The following is a 2,354-nucleotide window of genomic DNA, read 5'->3' on the forward strand; positions in this document are numbered from 1 at the left end:
TGTTTGCTCGCACGAACATCATCAATCAAATCGGCGTTCTTGTTTCTGTGTTTCCCGGGATTCCGTGAAGAACCATTAAAAAGCCCCGCCTCTGTACAAGAGAGCGGGGCTTTTTTTGATTCAGCAGGCGAGGAGTTCAGCCTCGCCTTGAATCATCAGAAGCGGTAGGTCGCGCCGACACCGAAACCGTTCGCCCAGTTTTCATACTTGGCGTTGTAGGTCTGGCCACGGTCGTTGGTGTTGTTGATCTTGACCGACTCCTCGCGCAGGTACGAGTACGCCAGGTCGATGGTCAGGTCGTCGGTTGGGCTCCAGCCAGCGCCCAGGCTGAAAATCTTGCGATCGCCAGTCGGGATGCGTGGGGAACGGTCGGTGTTGTTGGTCGGCGCCTGGTCAACGGACAGACCGGTACGCAGTACCCATTCCTTGTTCAGCTGGTAGGACGCGCCGATGGCGTGAGCCCAGGTGTCGTGCCAGTTCTGTTCTTCGGTGATGGTACCGAACTGACCGTTCAGAACAGCCGGAACACCTTTGCTTTCGACGGTGATTTCTTTCAGGCGGCTCCAGCGAGTCCAGGTGCTGCCTGCGTAAAGAGTCCACTTGTCGTCGAGCTGGTGAGTGACCGAGAAGTCCACCGATTCAGGCGTGGTCAGGTCCAGCGAAGCGTCGTATTTCTGGTTTGGGTTCTGGCCGATCGCGCCCAGCACGTTGTAGTTGACCTTGGTGTCACCGTCGAGCTTGTACTTCACTTTCGAGTGGTAGGTCAGGCCGACGCGAGTGCTGTCGGTGGCTTGAACCAGCACGCCGATGTTGTAGCCCAGCGCGGTGTCGTCACCCTTGATCTTGACCTTGCCATCTGGCGCGGCCTGGGTGATCGACAAGTTCGATTCCAGGGTGCCGTCGATGCGGTTGATGGTCGGGCCGAAACCGATGGACACCTTGTCGTTGAAGGCGTAGCTGACAGTCGGTTGCAGGGTGACGATCTTGACTTCGCTCTTGCTGCCGAAGTAACGACCGGCAAAGCCGTTTTCGTAGTCGGTTACCAGGCCGAACGGTGCGTACACACCGATACCGAATGCCCAGTGGTCGTCGATTGGCTTGACGTAGTAGCCCATCGGCACGCCCATGAAAGGGACCATGTCACCTTTGTTGGTACCGCCATTCGGACTGGAGCTGGCGTTGCTGATGTCAGTGTGTGCGTCGATGAATGCAACACCGCCGGTGACTTGTTCGCGCTTGATGCGGGACATGCCGGCAGGGTTGCCAACAATGGTGGATGCGTCGTCGGCAGAAGAAGATCGCCCGGCAAAACCTGTACCCATCCCGCTGATGCTTTGTTCGTTGAGGGCAAAGCCACTTGCAAAGAGCTGGGTGGATGCCAGGGTAACGGCGAGGCTAAGGGTGGTTTTGAGCATTACTTTTTTCATTATTAGAACTCCTGGTGATCACCGGGGCGAAAATTACCAACATTTTCGTCCCAGCGCTATAGGCTGTATGGCTTGAGTTAGAGCGGTTTTGTAGGACAATCCGACCGAATTCGCGGCCAGATGCACGATCTTGTGAAACCGGTGGGTCAGCAGGCGACCTGATTCAGCGGTGAAACACAGGTTTGCCAGGCGTAAGTGAAGTCGCGCAGGCGTCCCTGAGGCTGAAAGGTCTGACGCCAGATTCGGGCCATGCCCAACAAATCATCGGCGGCGGGGAGGGGGGTGTTCTGTTCTTCGACCAGCAGCCAGGCAATGGCGGTGGCGTAACGCAGGTTAACGGTCAATTCCAGGTGCGGCCCGGTGAGGAAGGCATGTTGGCTGGCCAGGCCTCGAACGAGACTTGCGCGTTCCGGGTCCAGTGCCAGGTAATGATCCCAGAGTGCCTGGTGGCGGGGTTCGGCAATTCGGTACAGGCCGTGTCCACGGCGGTCATGCAGGGCGGAACCAAGGGCTGACTGACTGGCGGCGATACCCAGCAGCAAGGATTCGGCAGTTGCGCTATGGCGTCCGAGGTAAATCAAGGTCGGACGAATCACATAACGGCACAGTTCGCTGGCAGCGATACCCATAAAGCCCTCGAAACATGAAGTGGGCGGCGATACCTGAAGGGGGCCTTGGCAGCGGTGGATCGAATCAGGCTCGCCGGAAGCGGATCAAGCCGCTTGAGTTGAAGTGTAGTGTCATATTCACGCTGTAAAGGACTGTTTTTAAAATATTTCCAGCTTCGAGTTATAACCGTTATATCGGTTAGTGCTTAGCGAGTTGCAGGGAAAAGGGAAATATCGGGCAATAAAAAGGTTCTTCACGGATTACCGGGAAAGACGCTCTTGATCTTCATGAAAAAGAATTCGCTATCCCGGTAACCGT

2 protein-coding genes are annotated in these 2,354 nt (G+C 56.3%); both read right to left on the reverse strand.

From position 1 onward, the window contains the following. Nucleotides 1–155: 155 nt before the first annotated feature. Nucleotides 156–1,427 carry an OmpP1/FadL family transporter gene (locus ACWKV5_RS29565; RefSeq protein ID WP_483844141.1) on the reverse strand — a complete coding sequence of 424 codons (1,272 nt, stop codon included), beginning with the start codon at nt 1,425–1,427 and terminating at the stop codon, nt 156–158. Nucleotides 1,428–1,573: 146 nt separating this feature from the next. Beyond that, nucleotides 1,574–2,056 (reverse strand): hypothetical protein, encoded by a 483-nt coding sequence (locus ACWKV5_RS29570; RefSeq protein WP_483844142.1) that lies wholly within the window; start codon nt 2,054–2,056, stop codon nt 1,574–1,576. Between the last annotated feature and the right edge of the window lie 298 nt (nt 2,057–2,354).

Source organism: Pseudomonas oplopanacis, from assembly GCF_057128725.1.

Excerpts from the sequence above, each read along its gene's own strand:
- ACWKV5_RS29570 (WP_483844142.1), bottom strand. The coding sequence starts at position 2,056 with ATGGGTATCGCTGCCAGCGAACTGTGCCGTTATGTGATTCGTCCGACC.
- ACWKV5_RS29565 (WP_483844141.1), bottom strand. The coding sequence starts at position 1,427 with ATGAAAAAAGTAATGCTCAAAACCACCCTTAGCCTCGCCGTTACCCTG.